The sequence below is a fragment of the Pyxidicoccus sp. M6 genome, from assembly GCF_055568925.1.
In genome coordinates, this window is record NZ_CM145714.1 from 1357772 (window position 1) to 1372722 (window position 14951).

Consider the following 14951-nt stretch of genomic DNA (forward strand, 5'->3'; position numbering starts at 1 on the left):
TCCTTCCGCTGAGGTGTGGTTCCGCCGAGCCCGCGTCCTGACTCAGGGCGCGGAGGGCAGGGCGACGGAGGTGGTGGCGGCGGCGAGGTTGCCGGAGCGGTCCTTCGCGAGCGTGTAGAGCTTGATGGGGCCCTTCACGGAGGGCAGGCGCACGAGCCAGGAGCCGGGCGTGGCGCCGGGGTTGGCCTGGAGCCGCACCACCTCGCCCTGCTCGTGGCGGGTGGCGGCGCCGCGGAAGTTGTAGGCGAAGGAGATGTCGAGCGGCGTGGCCTCCGCGCTCTGCGTCTCCACGGCGACCTGGGCGAAGGTGCCGGACTTCTCGCGCTTCACCGCGCCCACGGTGACGCGGGTGATGGCGGGCAGGGGCGTGGCGGGCTTCTGGCCGGTATAGGCCTCGCGCACCGCGTGCCACGCGGGCCGCGTGGACGTGCCCGACAACATGCCGAGCCACAGCCCGGTGTGGTCGAACGACGCGCTGTAGTTGAAGACAAACAGACCGAGGCAGCGGCCCGTCTGGACGTGCGGTGCGAGGGCGTTCTTCCAGCCATCGACGATGGCGTCGTACTTCTCGGTGTCCGTGGGCTCGCGAGGGATGCCGTTGGCGTCCTTGGGCGCGTCCCACTCTCCCTGGGCGCCGAACTCGGTGATGAGCCAGGGTTTGGTGACACCGGCCTTCTGGAGCTCGCCGGGAAGTGCGTGGATGCCACCGCCGTAGACGTTGATGCCGTAGGCATCGAGGGACGGCGTGAACTTCATCCACCACGGCACGCCGAGCGTCCACGCATCCACGGAGATGACCGGGTGGCCCGCGTCGAGCTTCTTCACCTCGCGGACGACCTGCTCCAGGAAGCGGGCGTAGGCCTCCTTGGCGGCGTCGTTGGGAGAGTTGAGGAGCACCTCGTTGCCGATGCCCCAGGCGAGCACGGCGGGGTGGTCCTTGTACGCGCGGACCTGGGTCAGCGTGTCCGTGAGCTGCTTCTTCATTCCCTGGGTGTCGTGGAGGTAGTCGAAGGAGTCGTCGCTCTCGGCACCGGGGCGACCCTGCCGCAGCCAGAGCCCGACGAGCACCTTGAGCCCGTGCTTCTGCGCGGCGTCGAGCAGCACCCGTGTCTCGCTGCCGGTGCCCCAGGTGCGGAGCGTGTTGACGCCGAGGGACGCGAGCCGTGCGCAGTCCTGCTCGTAGTCCGCGGAACGGCTGCCGCTGAAGGTGACGCCCTTGGCGACGTAGGGCTTCCCGTCCACCTGGAGCTGCCAGCCCTCACCGGATTTGACGATGGCGGTGGCGGCGCGAGCGGAGAGCGGGGGAACGAGGACGAACGCCAACAGGAGCGCGAGGGCAGGGCGGACCAGGTTCATGGATTGCATTTGTACCAGGAACGCCCGGAGCGCACGTCATGGCTGGAATGCGGCTCCGTCGTTCCAGTGCTCCACGGGGATGAAGCGGAGCCCTTCCGGCTTGAGGGACAGGACCTTCTCCGCCACGGATTGGTGGAAGACGTGGGTGGAGCAGGTTTCCTTGATTCTGAAGACGAGTCGCTGCTCCAGGGGAATGGCGCTCAGGACTTCTTCGTCCAGCACCAGCTTGCGGACGCCCAGGATGTCGCCGTCGTCCTCGTCGATGGAGAGAGACGAGCGCTGGCGGTCGATACAGACAATCTGGTTGAAGACGTGCATCAGCCAGTAGCGCCGGACATCGTCCTGCCTCACCTTGACGTCGGCGGGGATGAGCTGCACCCGGAAGAGGTTCATCGGCTCCAGCAGCTCTTTGAGCCGGGTTGAGAACACCGGTTCTGGAAGCTCATGGTGGTCCACCATGATCGGATTGCGAGGAACTGGCGCGCCCAGCCGGAGCCGCACGGGTTCATCCACCTTGACGGCAACGCCTTTGTAGAAGGAGCCAGCAAGTTGGTCCCACTCCAGCAGCGGATGGCTGTTCGACACCTCGGATTCGATGACGAAATAGTCCTTCTGCATGAAGGTCACTCCCCCGCTTTGAGAACGCGTTTGATCAGTGGCAGTCCTGTTGTCGCGTGCTTCATCTGGTGACATCTGCCTTGCGAACATGGAGTGGTGGCGGGAAGTGTCTCGTAAGCGCCCCGTGCTGCGTGCCCGTGGCCCGCGCAATGGCATACGGATAGCGCAATGGCTGACACGGCTGGGCCGCACACTCCACCAGCACACGCTCGTCCCGCCCCGCGGGGAGGGGTCGCGTCAGCGAAGCGAAGCGGGCAGCCCGGACACGTCCAGCTTCGGCACGCCCACCTGCATCACCGCCTGCGCGCCGAACCAGTTCGCCAACTCCGCGCACCGGGCCAGCGGCAACTCCCGCAGCAGGCCCAGCGCGAAGCCCGCGAGGAAGCAGTCTCCCGCGCCCGTGGGGTCCACCTCCTCGGCGGGGAATGCAGGCACGTCGATGCGCTCACTCACCGTGAGCACCGTGCAGCCCGCGGAGCCCCGGGTGATGACGAGGCACGTCCGCTTCCTCACCTGCTCCACGTCCAGCGCCCGCGCCTCTTCCTCACTGGCCTTCAGCACGTGGATGCGCTCCAGGAGCCGCGCGTACGGCGTCTCCTCGATGCGCTGGTTGAGCACACGCCCCTCGCCATCCAGCGCTCGGAGGAGCCCCTGCGCATCCGCCACCACGTGCCGTGCCCGCTCGGAGACTCGGACGAGCGTCTCCGGGAGCAGCTCGCCCATGACGCCGCAGGCCAGCGCCACGCGCGCGTCCACGGTGATGTCCTCGGGGCGGATGGGCTCCGCGCGGGCGCTGACCCGGAGCACCCGCTCACCCTGTCCCAGCTCCGCGATGAACTGCGTGGTGCGCGTGCCCGGGACGATGCGCGGCGGGTGCCGGACGTGGCTCGCGTACCGGAAGTCGTCGCCCGCGACGGCGGCCACCGCGTAGTCCACCCGCATCGCGTCCAGTACGGAAGCGATGTACGCCGACGAGCCCCCGAGCGCATGCGTCTCCCGGCCCGGTCCGAGCCGCAGCAGGTCGTGACAGTAATTGCCCACGACGAGCAACTCACATGACGCACGGGAGCTCATGAGGCCGTTTCTACTCCTTGCGCGCGAAGTCCTTCGGCACCGGCGTGCCCGCGGTCTTCTCGTCAATCCAGGCGATGTTCAGCACCCACCACCGCTGGCCATCGAACACGAGCTGCAGGCTGTTGACGCCCTTCGACGTCACCGGGCCGTCGGCGGCCTCGCGCGTCTCGTAGGCGCTGAGCACGTTGACGAGGTCTCCGTAGCCGGACACCTCGCGGTGGGTCTCCTTCTCGTAGAAGGCGTGCTTGTTGAAGAAGTCCACGCCCCACGCGGCGTAGTCGTCCGGGCTGATGGGAGAGATGCCGGGGCCCGCCGCGCCGGGCTTGGGGCGGCGGACGGGAATCATCTTCGCGCCCGGATAGAACAGTGAGCGGAAGCGCTGCCAGTCGCGCGCCTGTCCCGCGGGGCCGCTGATGACGTCGTAGAGCGCGGACATGAGGCTCGCGATGGAGCGCACATCCTCGGGCTTCGCTGCGGGAGCCTGCTGGAGCGCGGCCTGGGTGCGCTCGCCCGCGGCCTTCAGCGCGGCGGGCGGCTGCTGCGCGGCTGGAGGCTTCGGCGGCGTCTGCTGCGCGGGCTGTTGCTGCGCGGGCTTCGGCGGCTGCTCGGCCGAGGCCAGCGGGGCATGGAGCAGGACGGCGGCACAGGCTGCGATGAGCGGGCGAAGCATGGTGTGTCTCCGCGACGGCGAGTGGACTTGCGGCGCGGAGGCTATCCCGCGGCGCTCCGGCACGCTCGGGTCAGGTGCTCGAGCAGTTCTCCTCCGGCCGCCATGCCACGCGGCGCCCACCGAGCCGCGGGGGCGCCCCCGGAGGGCTTCCTCCCGCCCGGGAACGCGGTAGGGTGCGCCGCGCTCCGGTCATGCCCCTCCTCTCACTCGATGCCCTCACCCTGCGCAGCTCCACAGGCGGCCCCGCCGTGGAAGGCCTCTCGCTGGAGGTGGAACCGGGCGAAGTCGTTGCGCTCATCGGCCCCACGGGCTGCGGGAAGGACACGGCCCTGCGCCTCGTCGCCGGCTTCGAGCGCCCCGACTCGGGCGCCCTCACCCTGGATGGCCGCACCCTCGCGGGGCCGGGCACCTTCGTCCCACCGGAGCAGCGCGGCGTGGGCCTCGTGTTCAAGGACCCCGCGCTCTTCCCGCATCTGTCCGTCCTCGACAACGTCGCCTTCGGCCTCGGCTCGCTGCCACGCGCGGACGCCCACGCACGCGCCCACGCCATGCTGAAGCGCCTCGGCCTGGAGGGCTTCGACACGCGCAAGCCGCAGGCGCTCACCGTCACACAGCAGCAGCGCGTGGCCCTCGCCCGCGCGCTCGCTCCGGGGCCCCGGGTGCTCCTGCTCGACGAGCCCTTCTTCCACCTCGACGCCACGCTGCGCGTCTCCACGCGAGTCGACCTGCGCCGCGTGCTCGAGTCGCTCGGAGTCACCGTGCTCCTCGTCACCGACGACCAGGCCCAGGCCATGGCCATCTCGGACCGGCTCGCGGTGATGCGCGCGGGCAAGGTGGAGCAGGTGGGCACGCCCGAGGCCGTCTACTCCACGCCGCGCACCGCCTTCGTCGCGTACTTCCTCGGCGGCACCAACCTGCTGCCCGGCGTGGGCTTCGGCAACGGCGTGCGGACGATGCTCGGCATCCTCCCCGTGGCGGGCCACGCGAAGGGCAACGTGCTGCTGTCCCTGCGCCCGGAGGCCCTGCGCCTCGTGCCCGACAGCGACACCGTCGCGGTGGGCGGCGCCCTGCGCGCGGAAGTCCTTGCGCGCGAGTTCCAGGGCCACAGCGCCGAGTTCACCGTCGCCTGCAACGGCATGGCGCTCACCGTGCGCGGCGCGCCGGAGTTGCCCCTGCGCGTGGGCTCGCGAGCGCGGCTGGAGGTGGTGGGCCGCGCGGTGGTGCTGGAAGACAGTCCGGACTGAGGCCGGCTGCCCTTCGGCCGGGCAAACGTCGTACGCTACGTGCGGGCCGGGGCTGCAATCACCCTGGCCTCTCACGCGTAGAGGTGGGCATGAACATCGCAGGCCTTCGTGGCATGGGTACCCGCTTCTTCAGCTATGTGCGCGACCCGCGGGTGTCGCTCTGGCGGAAGCTCGCTGGCGTGCTGGCGGTGGTCTACTTCCTGTCGCCCGTGGACGCGCTTCCGGACGTCATCCCGGTGCTCGGCTGGCTGGACGACATCGGCGTGCTGTCCGCCGCCGCGCTCTTCATGGTGCGCGAGGTGCAACGCCACCAGTCGAGGAAGGACACCGACGGACTCCCCCTGGACGAGGAGGGGCGCTCGCGCCTGCCTTCCAGCGTCCGCAAGTCCGTGTAGCCGTCAGTTGCGGTACTCCTTGAAGAAGGCCCGGGTCAACGCCTCGGCCTTCTTCATGTGGCGTGCCTTGCGCCACTCGTGGCGCTTGGACCAGGCCCACGCCGCCGCGAGCAACCCGAAGAACGCCGAGGAGCCGATGACACCCTTCCAGGGGAACTCCTGGAAGGGCCGCGGCACGGCGCCGGGAGCGAGCCCCGCCTTCAGCTTCGCCACCACGTCCACGGGGATGCCGAAGACGAGGTTGCTCGACGTGCCCATGCCCCCTTGCAGCACGGCGATGACCCGGCCGTCCTCGGACAGAATCGGCGAGCCGCTCGAGCCCGAGGCGCTGTACGCGGTGATTTGAATCATCGCGTGCTTCGTCGCCTCGGAGTACTGGTTCTCCTCCGGCAGGCCGTCCGGGCGCAGCGCGGAGACGATGCCCTCGGAGACGCTGAAGGTGAGCCCGAGCGGGTTGCCCACGGTGAGCACCTTCATGCCCTCCTTCACCGTCACGTCCACGCCGAGCGGCAGCGCGGGGTAGCCCGTCCCCTCCAGCTTCACGAGGGCGACGTCGCGCTCCGGGCTGCGCGCCAGGGCACCAAGCACCGTGCGCGTGCTGCCGTCGGGCAGCCGGGCCCGCATCTCCCGGGCCCCGTCCACCACGTGCTCGTTGGTGACGACGAGGCCGTCCTCGGAGATGAAGAAGCCCGTCCCTGAGCCCACCACCTGGCCCGAGGGCCCCAGCAGCTCGAGCTGGACGATGGAGGGCTTCACCCGCGCCGCGAAGGCGGACGTGTCCTCCGCGCGAGCCGACGGGGCGGACAGCAGGGCCAGGCACAGCAGCGGGAGCAGTCGGGACAGGTGGGCCATGGGAGCTCCGTGGCGGAAGGAGCCGCTGTTCTCGCAGCGGGAATCCGGGAATTCAACCCGGCCCCTCTCTCCTCCGCCTTCCAGCAACCGAACGTATGAGCGCTGGCGCAGTCGCATCCCAGTGCGAACTCGCACTCTGGGTTCCAGTTCATTCCAGTGGCTTGTTCCCACGCGATGCACATGGTTTGTGCGGGGGCCTGGGGGGATTGCGGAGCAGATACATGGTCGCATCCCAGGGTAGGGTCGTACTCATCACCGGAGCGTCGTCTGGAATTGGCAGGGCCTGCGCGGACCTTCTGAGCGAGCGCGGGCACATCGTCTATGGCACCAGCCGCCAGGCGCTGGCCGACATGCCGAAGGGCTGGCGCTGGCTGGAGCTGGACGTCACCCGCGAGGACTCCGTGCGGCGCGCGGTGGACGCGGTGCTGGCGGCGGAAGGCCGCATCGACGTGGTGGTCAACAACGCGGGCTACGCGCTGGCGGGCGCGCTGGAGGACACCTCCATCGAGGAGGCGAAGCAGCAACTGGACACCAACCTGCTGGGTGTCATTCGCGTGTGCAAGGCGGTGCTGCCGTCCATGCGCGAGCGCCGCTCGGGCCTCTTCATCCACATCAGCTCGCTGGGCGGCGAGGTGGGGCTGCCCTTCCAGGGGCTCTACAGCGCCAGCAAGTTCGCGCTGGAGGGGCTGACGGAGAGCCTCCGCCAGGAGGTGGCTCCCTTCGGCATCCAGGCCACTCTGGTGCAGCCCGGCGACGTGCGCACGCGAATCACGGAGAACCGCGTGCAGGCGGGCCAGTCCGGTCCGGGCTCCGCGTACCGCTCGCACTTCGAGACGGCGCTGCGCACCATCGAGGCGGACGAGCGGGCCGGCGTGCCTCCGGAGGACGTGGCGCGCCGGGTGCTGGATTTGTTGGAGAAGGGGCACGTGCGCGTGCGTTACTCGGTGGGCAAGCTGGCGCAGCGCGCTGCGGTGGTGGCGAAGTCGGTGCTGCCCTCGCGCACCTTCGAGATGATTGTCATGTCCCTCTACGGCCTGTCCCGGGACTGAGCGCCGCGAACCACGCCGCGTAGGGCGTGCGCTCCACGCGGTGACGGTTGAAGTCCGGGGCGCCGTCCGTCCACCACGGCGGCCCCCGCTCTCCGAGCGCCACCTTCGCGCGGTGCACCGTGTCCCGCGCCTTGCGCTCCGCCGCGGCGTCCCCGGCGCGCAGGGCCCGGCCCACGTCCCGCCGCGCGCGCATCAGCACCTCCACCAGGAGCTGCCGCTGCCGGGGCCCGAGGGCGGGGTTGGAGCGGCGCCACAACTGCCCGTCCACGACGAGGTAGCGCCCGTCGGGCGTGGTGGGCGCCGCGGCGTGGGGCCCGCGTGGCGGCATGGCGTGCCGTCAGAACCTGCCGAGTACCGCGAGCCCCGCGCCGTCGCGGCCGAGGAGGGCGGGCGTCAGCACCGCCTGGGGCGCGTGACGTGAATCGAAGTTGCGCGTGAAGTGCGCGGTGAGCCCGAGCCCCGTCACCACGCCGGCGGCGGCGCCCACGAGGATGGCGTCTCCCGCGTCGTCGCCCGCGACGACGAAGGTGGCCGTCGCGCCCAGCAGCCCGCCGAGGATTCCGCCCGCGTCGATGATGAGCATGCGGCCGCGCGACACCGGCACGTTGGTGGACAGCAGCGCGAGCGAGGTGATGCCCACGGCCGTGGCTCCCAGCTCCACGGCGAAGAACGTCTTCGTGTCGTCGCTGTCCGACGTGGCCAGCAACAGCGCCGTCACCACGCCCGTCCACAGGCCGCCCGAGTTGGCCATGGACACCTGTCCCGCGGTGGGGCGCACGGTGGTGGCCAGGAGGATTCCCACGCCGGTGAAGCCCGCGCCGCCCAGCATGACGGCCCCGAGCGAGTCGTCCCCCTCGAGGTCCAACGCGAGCATCGAGGCGATGCCGAACCAGAAGCCCCACACCGTGCCGGAGTTGATGACCGCCGCCTGGCCGGACGTCACCCCGTCTTCCTTCGCGAGCAGCAGTGTGGCCGCGGCGCCCAGGCCCGCGCCCGCCAGCGACGCGGCCGCGTACCCCCGGCCGTCACACTCGGCGATGGCGCACAGCAGGATGCCCTGCGTCGTGCCATGCAGCGTCTGAACCACCGTCATCGCCGCGAGCCCGGCGTTCGAGCGCCCCTCGGGCCCCAGCTCGCTCACCGCCGCCTGCGCCAGCCGTCCGCCCGGGCTCAGCCGCGCCTTCGCGAGCCGGACGAGCTCGGTGGCGTACGGGTGCTGGGGACACACGGCCAGCGCGCGCTGGAGCGCCTCCAGCGCCTGTGCGTCCTCGCCCCGCACGAGCGCGTCGAAGCCCTCCGCGTAGTCCGCCTCCGCGCTGGCGGAGCATGCATCAGGCGTGGGGATGAGGGGCGGCGCGGTGACGGTGGCCGTGTCCCTCGAGGTATCCGGCGCGGGAGTGACCTGGGCGGCGGAGAGGGCAACGAGGAGGAGCGTGGTGAGCGTCATCGGACGCGCACTCTACGCGATGAAGCCGGCCCCCTCGCGCAGGTCCACGCGTGGGGGCCGGAGGCCCCGTGCTTCACTTCAGCGCGCGGCGAGCGAGTCCACGTGCTGCCGCAGGGCGACCTCGTTGCCCATGCGGCCGTTGAGGCCGGCCAGCGGCTTCGCGGCCTGCTCGATTCGGCCGCGGGTGCGCGGGCCCGCCGCCACCAGCCACGCCACGCCCAGCGCCAGCTCCGCCACCTGCGGCTCACCGGTGATGCTGGCCGCGAGCGCCAGCAGCGCCTCCACCGCCTTCTTCACCTGCGCGCCGTGCAGCGGGTGGCTGCTGGTGATGCCCTCGCGCAGCAGCTCCAGCAGCACCAGCGCCGTGGCGCGCGCCTGGCGCACCGGCTCCGGACCCGTGCCGGTGCCGGCCCACAGGCCATTGGCGAGCTGCCGCCCCAGCAGCGCCTCCGCACCCGCGCCGCCCTCCGCACGCCCGAGGGACGGAGCCTCCTCCGCGGCGTAGAGGGAGTCGGCCAGCACCGGGCTCTCGGCGGGCGACATCTCGTCGTCCATGCCGTACGCCTCGTCCAGCATCGGCTCGGCGGGAGCGGCCAGTGCCTCTTGATGGATGCCCCGCTCCGCTTCTTCGCCGCGGCCGAAGATGCCGGAGAGGAAGCCACCCTTCGACTTCTTCGCGGGGGCGCTCTTGGCCATCTCCTTCATGGGCGCGGCGACGGAGGCCGGCGCCCTCGCGAAGCTCGCGGGGGACGCCGGGGCCACGGAGGGTGCGGGCGGAGGCGGAGGCGCGAAGGCTCCGCCGGAGGCGGCACCGGGCCCGCCGGGAGGCATGGCGGCGGCGGGCATCGGCTTACTGGGCATGCCCCCGAGCGTCGGCGCCGCACGGCTCCTGCGGCGCATGGGCATGGCTCCGTCGAGGTCGGCCTCTTCCTGCTTCGCCGTGCCGAACATGTCCCAGCCGGCGGGCGCATTCACCGGGACGACGCGCGTCTCCGGCTGACCCGACGCGCGGCGCTCCGCCGTGCGCTCCTCCACCACGACGAAGGACGTGTAGCGGGTGACGATTTGCTGCGCGACGGCCAGCTCCACGATGCGCTTCTTCATGGACTCGGCGCGGCGGCCGGTGAGCCCCGAGGCCTCCCAGCCGCGGATGCGCTCCGCCGCCCACAGCTTCTCCACCGCCGGCCGGTCCGACGCGGCGGGGAAGTCCACGCGCACGGTGAGCGCGAAGGGCTCACGGCCCGACTTGCCCCGCAGCGTCACCTTGCCCGTGCCCGGCGTGGGGTAGCGGCCGAAGAGCGTCCAGGGCACGCCGTCCACCATGGGCGGCAGCTCGGACGGAGCCAGCTCCGTGCCCTCCACGCCCTCGAAGCTCACCTGCAGCTCGGTGACGCGCGGCGCGAGCGCGCGGGAGAACTGCGCCACCACCTTGTCGTCGATGCGCTCGCCCGGGTGGATGAACTCCACCGCGCCGCCTGTCTGCTTCGCCATGTCCCGCAGCAGCGCGTCACTCACGTTGGTGCCGATGCCGAACGAGTACAGCCGCGCCGTCTTCCGCTCGGCCAGCACGGCCTTCAGGATTTCGTCCTCGTTGCCCACCTGCCCGTCCGTCAGCAGCACCACCACGCCGTCCGGCGCGGCCCGCACCGCAGCCTGCATGGGCTGGAGCAGCTCCGTGCCGCCGTCCGCCTGGAGCGCCGCCACCCACCGGTCCGCCTCCTCCAGCGTGCGCTGCGTGAAGGGCACCGGCTGCGGCTTGAAGCTGCGGAAGTTGCTCTCGAAGGCGATGACGTTGAAGCGGTCTCCCTCACGCAGGTGGCGCAGGCACAGCCGCAGCGCGGCCTGGGCCTGGGGCAGCGACTCGCCGGCCATGGAGCCGGAGACGTCCACCACGAAGACCACCTCCTGCTTCGGCGGCGCGGACGCCATGGCCAGCAGGTCCGGAATCACCGTGAGCGCGAAGGTGCCCGCCTCCGCGCCGTCCTTGCGGTGCGTGACGAGCGGGGTGAACACCGCACTGCTGTCCGGGCTGCGCAGGCTGAGGACCAGGTCCCTGTCGAGCGACACCTCGCCCCGGGAGAAGCCCACGCGCATCCGCGTGCCGCTCTCACGGTTGACACTGATTGCATGCGACGGGCTCTCCACCACCACCTCGCGGCCCAGGTCCACCAGCAGGTCCATCCGCAGGCCGTAGTGCACCTCGCCCACGGGGGGCGTAATCCGGTCCGCGTCCGGCACGCGGCTCGTCGGGTCCACGCCGCCGTGGCCGGTGCGGTCGCCGGTCGGGGTGCCGGGGATGTAGCGGGGGGCCACCAGCGTGGGCAGCATCCACCGCACGGCGCCCTCCTCGGCGGTGACGGCCTGGAGGAACTCCACCTCCACCACCGTCTCTTCGCCGGGGAGGAGGTTGCCCACCTGCGCGGTGAAGACGTTGGGGCGCTCCTGGTCCAGCAGCGCGGCGCCATGGCCGGCGGTGACGGCGTCGTCGTAGGTGCGGAAGGCCTCCTCGCGCTCCTTCACCACGCCCTCCACGCGGCGGCCGGCGCACGTCATGGAGAAGGCGGAGAGGGTGCCGTCCGAGGGCAGCGGGAAGGTGTAGACGGCCTCCACCGGGCGCTTCTCTTCATTGCGGTAGCGCTGCCGCACGCGCACGCGCGCATGTCCACCCAGCAGCTCACCCGTCACCTCGACGCCCTGGAGGGGAACCTGCGCGCCCTCGCGCGTATACAGCCCGGCCTGCTCCGTCTTCATGACTGCTCCCTTTCCTGGAACTCCTCGATGAGGGCGCGCACCTTCTCGGCGAGCGCCCGAACCTTCGCGTCGGCCCCCTCCGACACGTGCAGCTCCAGCCCCGGGGCCAGCTCCCAGCGCTGGTAGCGTGACATCACCGCCGGCCGCGAGCCCAGCCCCGGCCCTGGAAGCACCTGGGCCTCCGCGATGACGCCGGGCGTCGGTGGCCCGTACGTCGGCGGCGTCGGGGTGGGGGGCGACTCCGCGAGCTTCCGCAGCTCATCCATGGACAGGCGCTGCAGCTCCACCTGGATGGCATCCAGGGGGAGGAACCGCGCCTGGAGGACGCGGATGGCCTTGAGCCGCACCAGGTGCTCCTCGCCGTACACGGTGTCCGGCCCCTTGAACGGCGGCGCGGGTAGCAGCCCCCGCTGGACGTAGTAGCGAACCGTGCGCGGAGAGACGCCCGCCGCCTCGGCCAGCTCCGCCAGCTTCCATTCGGTCTGTGTCTTCGGCGTGCTCACGAGCTAGACAGTAAGAGGCGACAGTTCTGGTGTCAAGTTGCCACTGTTGATTTGCCGGTGGCGCTGTCAGGTCGTCTCCTCGTCACAATGCGTCAGGCCCGCCAGTCCTGGTGTCGAGATGGGGCGTTCTACTGTCGAGAAGACCGGCGGGCGGGTTGCGTCACCGGGGGAGGGGTGGGACAGGGGAGGGCATGACTGGCGGCTCGGAAGCCCTGGACCTCTCCTCCATCCGGCTCATCGGCACGGCGGTGACTCCGGCGGTGATGGTGTCGGCGTGCGGAATCGTGGCGACGGGGTTGGACAACCAGATTGCGCGCATGTCGGCGCGCGTGCGGGACATGACGCGCGAGTGGCGCCTCCTGCCGGAGGGACATCCACGACGCGCCGTGCTGCGCGAGGAGGTGGCCATCCTCGACCGGCGCCACGCGATTCTGGCGCGGGCCATCGGCCTCACGTACTCGGCGCTGCTGTCCTTCGTGGTGACGTCACTGCTGTACCTCACCAAGCGCCAGTTGGAGATTCCAGAGGCGCTGCCAGTGGTGTCCTTCTCGCTGGGCGTGGTGCTGCTGGGCGGCGTAGCGGTGTTCGCGCTCGCGTCGCTGCGGTTGGGCCGGCACGCGATTGCGCTGGAGCGGGCGGAGCTGTTCGAGGAGCCGCCCCCGCCGCCGTCGTCCCGCTGAGCCGCGCGCCCCTCGTCAGGACAACCCGCCCACGGGAGGCCCTTCTTCCTCCTCCGCGCCGTACCCGTCGCCCGGGCGCTCGGTCCGGTCTCCAACGGTGGTGGGCCGTGGCTGCACGCCAATCATGTGCAGCAGGTCCAGGGGAATGGGGAGGATGGTGTGATTGCCGCCGGTGGTGATTTCCACCAGCGTCTGCAGATAGCGGAGCTGGAGCGTGGCCGGGTTGCGGCTGATGACCTCGGCGGCCATGGAGAGCTTCTCCGCGGCCTGGTGCTCGCCCTCGGCGGCGATGATTTTCGCGCGGCGCTCGCGCTCGGCCTCTGCCTGTCGGGCAATGGCCCGCTGCATCTCCACCGGAAGGTCGATGTGCTTCACCTCCACGTTGGAGACCTTGATGCCCCACGGGTCCGTGTGCGAGTCGAGCACCCGCTGAATCTCGCGGTTGACGCGGTCTCTCTCGCTGAGGAGCTGGTCCAGCTCCACCTGGCCCAGAATCGCGCGCAGCGTCGTCTGCGCGAGCTGGCTCGTGGCGTAGAGGAAGTCCTCCACCTGGAGCACGGCCTTGTCCGCGTGGATGACGCGGAAGTAGACGACGGCGCTGACCTTCACGCTGACGTTGTCGCGGGTGATGACGTCCTGCGGGGGCACGTCGCGCGCAACGGTGCGCAGGTCGATGATGACCATGCGCTCCACGAAGGGGATGAGCCAGCGGAAGCCCGCGCGCTTGAGCCCCACGAAGCGCCCGAGCCGGAACACCACGCCGTTCTGGTACTCGTTGACGATGCGCACCCCGGAGAGGAACAGCAGGAAGAGGATGGCGGCGGGGACGAGCGCACTGATGAACCCGGTCAGGTTGGTCATGTCTTCACCTCATCGACGAACAGCGTGAGCCCCTCCACGCGCCGCACCACCACGGGCGCTCCGGGACGGATGGGCGCGGGAGACGTCGCGCGCCAGCGCTCGCCGTGGACGAACACCTCGCCCCGCTCGGGGCTGACGGAGTCCAGCGCCGTGCCCCGCTCACCCACGAGGCCCGCGTCGCCGCCCTGCTGCGGCAGCCGCCGCGTCTGCGCGCCCCGGTACGCCACGTAGGCCGCGGCTCCCGCGAGCACGGCCGTGGTCGGCACCACCCATTCCCACGACAGGTGGAACGAGCGGTCCACGAACCAGCCCGGGTCGAAGCGGTCCACGAGGAAGAGTCCGCCCACTGCCAGCAGCACGGTGCCCGCCGCGCCCAGCAGGCCACTGGTGACGAACAACTCCGCGATGATGAGCGCCGCGCCCACCAGCATCAGCACGAGCGCTCCGGCGCGCACCGGCAGCGCCGAGGACGCCACCAGCGCGAGCACCAGCGCCACGCCACCGATGAGCCCAGGTGCCAGCGCTCCCGGATGGGACATCTCCACCACCAGCCCCAGCGCCGCCACGAGGAACAGCAGGTACACGACGGACGGGTTCGCGAGCGCATGCACGGCGCGCTGCGAGAGCGTCGGCGTCAGCGCCACCACCTGGGCATTCGCGGTGGCCAGCCGCACGGAGTCGCCGCCCGCGACGTCCACGCGCCGCCCGTCGGCCCACGCGAGGAACTCCGCCTCGGAGGAGGCCACGTGCTCCACGACGCGCAGCTCGCGGGCCTTCTCCGCCGGGACGCTGGCGCTGTCGCGCACGGAGGACGCGGCCCACGCGGCGTTGCGGCCGCGCTGCCGGGCAATGCTCTCCGCGAAGGCGACGGCGTCATTCTCCACCTTGCGAGCGAGCTGCTTGCCCCCGGCCTCCTCCGGGTCCTGCCCTTCGATGCCGACGACGGGATGCGCGGCGCCGATGTTGGTGCCCGGCGCCATGGCCGCGAGGTTGGACGCGAGGGTGATGAACACGCCCGCGCTGCCCGCGTGCGCGCCGGACGGACCCACCCAGACGAGCACCGGCACTCGCGACGCGAGGAAGGCACGGACGATGACGCGCGTGGCCTCCAGCGAGCCGCCCGGCGTGTCCAGGCGCACCAGCAGCGCGCCATGTCCTTCCGCCTCCGCGCGCGTCACGCAGTCCTTCAGGTAGTCGCTGGAGCCCGAGTCCACCACGCCATCCAGTTCGCAGCGGGCCACGGTGGGCCGGGCACTCACGGAGGCGGCAGACGGGGCGGGAGTCACTGCCGCGGGTTGTGACTCATTGGCCCGTGCGCCGGTCGCGACACCGAGCGGCTCGGATGCCGCGGCGGTGGCCCGCGCGCCCCCGGGCTCCATGGCGAGCAGTGCCACGCCGAGCACGCCGAGCAGCGCCGCCCCATGGAGCCTCCGCTGTGAGCGTGCCCGCAT

General features: G+C 71.3%; 15 protein-coding genes. 4 read left to right on the forward strand and 11 right to left on the reverse strand.

All coding sequences use genetic code 11. The annotated features are described in order from the left end of the window. Window positions 1–42 precede the first annotated feature (42 nt). The 4 genes from ACVTJA_RS05770 to ACVTJA_RS05785 all read right to left on the reverse strand — a co-directional run bounded on the left by ACVTJA_RS05770 (window position 43) and on the right by ACVTJA_RS05785 (window position 3718). On the reverse strand, window positions 43–1356 hold the full coding sequence (locus ACVTJA_RS05770) for a glycoside hydrolase family 2 TIM barrel-domain containing protein (protein ID WP_465834477.1): 1314 nt from the start codon (window positions 1354–1356) through the stop codon (window positions 43–45). A 36-nt stretch (window positions 1357–1392) separates the two neighbouring features. Beyond that, window positions 1393–1974, reverse strand: a complete 582-nt coding sequence (locus ACVTJA_RS05775; RefSeq protein WP_465834479.1) for an imm11 family protein — start codon at window positions 1972–1974, stop codon at window positions 1393–1395. 237 nt (window positions 1975–2211) lie between these two features. Further along, window positions 2212–3048 carry a PfkB family carbohydrate kinase gene (locus ACVTJA_RS05780; RefSeq protein WP_465834480.1) on the reverse strand — a complete coding sequence of 279 codons (837 nt, stop codon included), beginning with the start codon at window positions 3046–3048 and terminating at the stop codon, window positions 2212–2214. Between the two features lie 10 nt (window positions 3049–3058). Continuing rightward, entirely contained in the window at window positions 3059–3718 is a 660-nt protein-coding gene (locus ACVTJA_RS05785; protein ID WP_465834482.1) for a nuclear transport factor 2 family protein, read from the reverse strand. A gap of 191 nt (window positions 3719–3909) precedes the next feature. Here ACVTJA_RS05785 and ACVTJA_RS05790 point away from each other — a divergent pair, with 191 nt between their 5' ends. Both ACVTJA_RS05790 and ACVTJA_RS05795 read left to right on the forward strand, forming a co-directional pair. Beyond that, the gene (locus ACVTJA_RS05790) at window positions 3910–4962 is read left to right on the forward strand and encodes an ABC transporter ATP-binding protein (RefSeq protein ID WP_465834483.1); all 1053 of its coding nucleotides are present in this window, start codon (window positions 3910–3912) and stop codon (window positions 4960–4962) included. Between the two features lie 89 nt (window positions 4963–5051). Continuing rightward, window positions 5052–5357 (forward strand): YkvA family protein, encoded by a 306-nt coding sequence (locus ACVTJA_RS05795; protein WP_465834485.1) that lies wholly within the window; start codon window positions 5052–5054, stop codon window positions 5355–5357. A gap of 3 nt (window positions 5358–5360) precedes the next feature. On the opposite strand, the gene ACVTJA_RS05800 is transcribed toward ACVTJA_RS05795, so the two are convergent. After that, window positions 5361–6209, reverse strand: coding sequence for a S1C family serine protease (locus ACVTJA_RS05800; RefSeq protein WP_465834487.1), 849 nt, complete (start codon window positions 6207–6209; stop codon window positions 5361–5363). 221 nt (window positions 6210–6430) lie between these two features. Between ACVTJA_RS05800 and ACVTJA_RS05805 the strand changes: the two genes are divergently transcribed. Then, window positions 6431–7258 carry an SDR family oxidoreductase gene (locus ACVTJA_RS05805; RefSeq protein WP_465834489.1) on the forward strand — a complete coding sequence of 276 codons (828 nt, stop codon included), beginning with the start codon at window positions 6431–6433 and terminating at the stop codon, window positions 7256–7258. Here ACVTJA_RS05805 and ACVTJA_RS05810 read toward each other — a convergent pair. The 4 genes from ACVTJA_RS05810 to ACVTJA_RS05825 all read right to left on the reverse strand — a co-directional run bounded on the left by ACVTJA_RS05810 (window position 7227) and on the right by ACVTJA_RS05825 (window position 11959). Continuing rightward, window positions 7227–7586: a hypothetical protein gene (locus tag ACVTJA_RS05810; RefSeq protein WP_465834491.1), complete on the reverse strand. Its 360-nt coding sequence runs from the start codon at window positions 7584–7586 to the stop codon at window positions 7227–7229. The two genes, ACVTJA_RS05805 and ACVTJA_RS05810, sit on opposite strands and share 32 nt — an antisense overlap. Window positions 7587–7595: 9 nt before the next feature. Continuing rightward, window positions 7596–8705 carry a hypothetical protein gene (locus ACVTJA_RS05815; RefSeq protein ID WP_465834493.1) on the reverse strand — a complete coding sequence of 370 codons (1110 nt, stop codon included), beginning with the start codon at window positions 8703–8705 and terminating at the stop codon, window positions 7596–7598. A 78-nt stretch (window positions 8706–8783) separates the two neighbouring features. Continuing rightward, window positions 8784–11456 (reverse strand): VIT domain-containing protein, encoded by a 2673-nt coding sequence (locus ACVTJA_RS05820; RefSeq protein WP_465834494.1) that lies wholly within the window; start codon window positions 11454–11456, stop codon window positions 8784–8786. Continuing rightward, complete coding sequence (locus ACVTJA_RS05825) at window positions 11453–11959, reverse strand: helix-turn-helix domain-containing protein (protein ID WP_465834496.1); 507 nt, start codon at window positions 11957–11959, stop codon at window positions 11453–11455. The genes ACVTJA_RS05820 and ACVTJA_RS05825 overlap by 4 nt, the downstream gene beginning before the upstream one ends. 191 nt (window positions 11960–12150) lie before the next feature. Between ACVTJA_RS05825 and ACVTJA_RS05830 the strand changes: the two genes are divergently transcribed. Beyond that, entirely contained in the window at window positions 12151–12639 is a 489-nt protein-coding gene (locus ACVTJA_RS05830; RefSeq protein WP_465834498.1) for a DUF2721 domain-containing protein, read from the forward strand. Window positions 12640–12654: 15 nt separating this feature from the next. Here the strand turns inward: ACVTJA_RS05830 and ACVTJA_RS05835 are convergent, their stop codons facing one another. Beyond that, the gene (locus ACVTJA_RS05835; protein WP_465834500.1) at window positions 12655–13500 is read right to left on the reverse strand and encodes a slipin family protein; all 846 of its coding nucleotides are present in this window, start codon (window positions 13498–13500) and stop codon (window positions 12655–12657) included. Then, entirely contained in the window at window positions 13497–14951 is a 1455-nt protein-coding gene (locus ACVTJA_RS05840; RefSeq protein WP_465834502.1) for an NfeD family protein, read from the reverse strand. Before ACVTJA_RS05840 ends, ACVTJA_RS05835 begins: the two co-directional genes overlap by 4 nt.